This is a genomic window from Candidatus Streptomyces philanthi, from assembly GCF_059553635.1.
Genome location: NZ_JCANQV010000393.1, coordinates 1 through 4377, shown reverse-complemented (window position 1 = coordinate 4377; position 4377 = coordinate 1). Strand labels below are relative to the sequence as shown.

Sequence of the window (4377 nt, the reverse complement as noted above, 5' to 3'; positions counted from 1 at the left end):
CGGACCGGTTCATGGCTCCCATGGTGACGAGCGGCGGGACGGGTGTCGAGCCCATGGGAGACGTCCGGGCGACGGGGCAACCGGGAACGCGAAGTGGCGGCGGGGCGAAGGCCGGTGGTCCGGCGGGCGGGGCGCGCCGGTCGCGTACGGGCCGCGGGTCCCGCGTCGGATACGCTCCCCGGATGCCCGCCCCTGCCGCCACGCCCCACGGCCTCGCCGCGCGCTGCACCCGGTTCCTGTTCTCCCCGTGGTGCCGGCTGGGGGTCCTGCTCGTCCTCCTCGTCTGCGCCGTCACCGCGGTCCTGCTGTGGCAGCCGCAGCGGCTGCTGGCCGACGGCTGGCCGTCCCGGGCGTCGGGGCCGGGGGCCGTGGTGGTCTTCGGGCTGGCCTACGGCGTGTGCACCACCGCCTTCGTGCCGCGTCCGGTGCTGAACCTCGCGGCGGGCGCCCTCTTCGGAAGTGTGGCCGGCTTCGTCTCCTCCCTCGCCGGGACGATCCTGGGCGCCGGTCTGGCCTTCGGCCTCGGCCGGCTGCTCGGGCAGGACGCCCTGCGCCCGCTGCTGCGCGCCCGGTGGCTGACGGCGGCGGACCGGCAGTTGAGCGACCACGGGTTCCGTTCGATGCTGGTGATCCGGTTGCTTCCGGGGGTGCCGTTCGGCGCGACGAACTACTGCGCTTCGGTGTCCCGCATGGGCTGGTTCTCCTATCTGGCGGCCACGGCGGCGGGCACCGCGCCCAACACGGCCGCCTATGCCGTCGCCGGGGCGCGGGCCGCGTCCCCCACCTCGCCGGTGTTCCTCGCCGCGACGGGCTTCCTCGTGGTCAGTGCCGTGGGCGCGCTGGCCGTCGTCTGGTGGCGGCGGAGGTCACCGCGCGGGAAGGGCTGAGCGCCCCGGGGAGCCGGGCCGGCCCGCCGCCCCGCGCTCACCCGCGGGGCACCGTGCGGACGGCGCACCGTGGGCTCCCGTACATCTGGGGCCCCTACGCTGCCGCCGTCCCGCCGGTGATCCACATCTGCGGCGTACCGCCTCCCTCCCCTCCCGCTCCCGCGCCGGCGGGCGCTCGACCCTCCCTGGATCGCACCGTTCCCATGACCTGGTTCGCCTCCCTCGTCCTCGGACTCGTCCAAGGGCTGACCGAGTTCCTGCCCGTCTCCTCCAGCGCGCATCTGCGCCTGACCGCCGCGTTCGCCGGATGGCACGACCCCGGCGCGGCGTTCACCGCCATCACCCAGATCGGCACCGAGACCGCGGTCCTGATCTACTTCCGCAAGGACATCGCACGGATCGTCGCGGCCTGGGCACGCTCCCTCGTCGACCGGGACCTGCGCGGCGACCAGGACGCCCGCGTCGGCTGGCTGGTGATCGTCGGCTCGATACCCATCGGCGTCCTGGGCGTGACGCTCAAGGACGCCGTCGAGGGGCCGTTCCGCGACCTCCGGCTGATCGCCACCACCCTCATCGTGCTCGGCATCGTCCTCGGCGTCGCCGACCGCCTGGCCGCCCGCGCCGCGACCGGCGGCCGCCACCGGGCCGCCGCACGGCGCAAGACCCTCGCCGACCTCGGTGTGAAGGACGGCCTGCTGTACGGGATCTGCCAGGCCATGGCCCTGGTCCCCGGTGTCTCCCGGTCCGGCGCCACCATCAGCGGCGGGCTGCTGATGGGCTACACCCGTGAATCCGCTGCCCGTTACTCCTTCCTCCTCGCCGTTCCCGCCGTCCTCGCCTCCGGCGTCTACGAGCTGAAGGACGCGGGCGAGGGGCCGGTCGCCTGGGGCCCCACCCTCCTGGCCACCGTGGTCGCGTTCGCCGTCGGCTATACGGTGATCGCCTGGTTCATGCGGTTCGTGTCCACCAGGAGCTTCCTGCCGTTCGTCGTCTACCGGGTCCTGCTCGGCGTCGTCCTCCTCGCCCTGGTGTCGGCGGGCGTGCTCAGCCCCGACGCCGGGCAGGCGGCGGGCTGAGGCGGGGGCTTCCCTCCGGGGACGCGCCAACGTCGCCCTCTTCATGACGATGCGTCAGTCCACGTGCGTGACTGCGTCAGGCGGCACCGGCCTCCCCCTCCAGGACGCCCTGATCGTCCCGAAAGCGGGTGGAGTTGGGGCTTCCGGTGCGGCGCCACGCCGGAGGCGTGGTCGCGGAACGTGTGGGACTGGACACATGCCGGCAGCACGTTGCGCGCAGATGTTCGATGAATCCCGCAGGTCAGAGAGGTGCCGCCGGACGGGCGCAGCGGGCGTGCGGTGTACGGGGGCGGTCGGCCGCTGTCGGAGGGTGATGCGTTGTCAGTGGTGGCCCCTAGCATGTTTCCCATGTCCTCAACTCCCTCCGACCTTCCGGATTCCCCTGTTCCTTCCGCCGCCGCCAACGAGGCGATACGGCGCTTCGTCCGCGCGCGCGGCGACCTGTCGTGGACCGCGCAGGACGCCTCCGAGTACGCCGTCCTGCTGGAGCACTGGGCGCTCGCGCTGCGCGCCGAGGTCGTGGAGGCCGCGTAGCGCGGCGGACCGGGCCACCCTCTCCCCGTGCGTGGCACGCTGGAAGGGACGGACCGGTCGCGGCGAAGCGGCGGGCCCGGACGGCGGACGGCACGGTGAGGTACGGATGAGCGGCACACCCCTTCCCGGCTTCGAGCATGTCGGCTCCCCCGCCACGCCCCGGGGCGACGGCGGCAGGGCCCCTCGTACCGTGGCTCCCGGCGCCGTCCACGTCCCCGGCTGGCTCTCCTTGGCGGAACAGCGCCGGCTGGTCACCGCCTGCCGCGGCTGGGCGCGCGGCCCCGTACCGATCCGGCACACCAGGCTGCCGCGCGGCGGTGTGATGTCCGTGCGGACGGTGTGCCTGGGCTGGCACTGGCAGCCGTACGTCTACACCCGTACCGCGGGCGATGTGAACGGGGCCCGGGTGGCGGAGTTCCCCGAGTGGATGGCCGCGCTGGGGCGGCAGGCGCTGGTCGCGGCGTACGAGGACCCGGCGGCCGGCGACGGCTACGCCCCGGACGCCGCCCTGATCAACTTCTATGACGACCGGGCCGTCATGGGCATGCACCAGGACAAGGACGAGCGGTCCGCCGCGCCGGTCGTCTCCCTCAGCATCGGCGACACCTGCGTCTTCCGGTTCGGCAACACCGAGACCCGGACCCGGCCCTACACCGACATCGAACTGGCCTCCGGCGACCTCTTCGTCTTCGGCGGACCGTCCCGGTTCGCATACCACGGGGTGCCCCGGGTGCGCCCCGGCACCGGCGATCCCGCGTGCGGCCTCACCGGCGGCCGCCTCAACATCACGATGCGGGTCACCGGTCTGACGTGACCCCACGGGCGACGGGCTCCGCCGGCCTCGTCCCGAGGGGCACACTGAGCGTATGTGCAGAAGCATCAAGACACTCCGTCCGCCCGTCACTCCCGAGGTCACCGAGGAGGACATCCGGGCGGCGGCCCTCCAGTACGTCCGCAAGGTCTCCGGGTTCCGCGCGCCGGCCGCGCACAACCGCGAGGTGTTCGAGGAGGCGGTGACGGCGGTGGCGGACGCCACCCGGGACCTGCTCGGCGGCCTCCGGATCCGGGGCGCGGGGCCGTCCGGGCCCGGGACCGGGTGAGCCGGGCCGTCACCACTCCAGCAGCGCCTGGACCGGCAGATGGTCGCTGGGGAAGCGGCCGCCGTCGGAGAAGGTGTTGATCAGGGCGTACCGGGTGCGGACGCCGGGCGAGGCAAGGATCCAGTCGACGCGGTCCCCGTCCGGTACCGGCGGACGGTAGCCGTGGAACGTCGCGTACGCGGCGCCGCGCCGTTCCGCCGTGTCCCAGGTGTCGGCGAGGGGGCCGCCGCCGAGCATCGTGTCGTAGACCGGGTTGCCGTGCGCGGGGACGTTGAAGTCGCCGGTGACGACGCGCGGCAGCGCGGGGTCCTGCCGCGCCAGACGGCGGGTGATCAGTTCGGCCGAGCGTTCCCGCGCGTACTGGTGGGCGTGGTCGAGATGGGTGTTGAGGGCGAGGAACGCGCGGCCGGTGCGCAGATCACGGAAGTGCACCCAGGTCGCCATCCGGACGACGGTGTTCCCCCAGGTCGCGGAGCCGATGACATAGGGCGTGGCGGACAGCCAGAAATGATCGTAGGCCAGCGGGGCGAGGCGGTGGACGTCGTAGAACACGGCGGTGAACTCGTCGCGGCTGCCCCCGGCGCGGCCGGTGCCCAGCCAGGCGTAGCGGGGGCCGAGGTCGGCGGCGATGTCGCGCAGCTGCGCGTACAGGCCCTCCTGGGTGCCCAGCAGATGGGGTGCCTCACGGCGGAGCAGGCGACGCATGACCGGGCGGCGTTCGGCCCAGGGGTGGGGGCCGGTGTCGGCGGCGTACCGCAGGTTGAACGTCATCACGCGCAG

The 4377-nt window shown here is 73.8% G+C and carries 6 protein-coding genes; 5 read left to right on the top strand and 1 reads right to left on the bottom strand.

Annotated elements, in window-relative coordinates:
- The first annotated feature begins 182 nt into the window (after window positions 1-182).
- The 5 genes from AC51EU_RS27595 to AC51EU_RS27575 all read left to right on the top strand — a co-directional run bounded on the left by AC51EU_RS27595 (window position 183) and on the right by AC51EU_RS27575 (window position 3597).
- The gene (locus AC51EU_RS27595; RefSeq protein ID WP_496269807.1) at window positions 183-887 is read left to right on the top strand and encodes a TVP38/TMEM64 family protein; all 705 of its coding nucleotides are present in this window, start codon (window positions 183-185) and stop codon (window positions 885-887) included.
- Between the two features lie 203 nt (window positions 888-1090).
- Complete coding sequence (locus tag AC51EU_RS27590) at window positions 1091-1963, top strand: undecaprenyl-diphosphate phosphatase (protein WP_496269806.1); 873 nt, start codon at window positions 1091-1093, stop codon at window positions 1961-1963.
- A 348-nt stretch (window positions 1964-2311) separates the two neighbouring features.
- Complete coding sequence (locus AC51EU_RS27585) at window positions 2312-2497, top strand: hypothetical protein (RefSeq protein ID WP_496269805.1); 186 nt, start codon at window positions 2312-2314, stop codon at window positions 2495-2497.
- A gap of 106 nt (window positions 2498-2603) precedes the next feature.
- Entirely contained in the window at window positions 2604-3311 is a 708-nt protein-coding gene (locus AC51EU_RS27580; RefSeq protein WP_496269804.1) for an alpha-ketoglutarate-dependent dioxygenase AlkB family protein, read from the top strand.
- 52 nt (window positions 3312-3363) lie between these two features.
- On the top strand, window positions 3364-3597 hold the full coding sequence (locus tag AC51EU_RS27575; RefSeq protein ID WP_496269803.1) for a DUF2277 domain-containing protein: 234 nt from the start codon (window positions 3364-3366) through the stop codon (window positions 3595-3597).
- A 9-nt stretch (window positions 3598-3606) separates the two neighbouring features.
- Here AC51EU_RS27575 and AC51EU_RS27570 read toward each other — a convergent pair.
- The coding region (locus tag AC51EU_RS27570; RefSeq protein WP_496269802.1) for an endonuclease/exonuclease/phosphatase family protein at window positions 3607-4377 on the bottom strand (771 nt) is incomplete at its 5' end.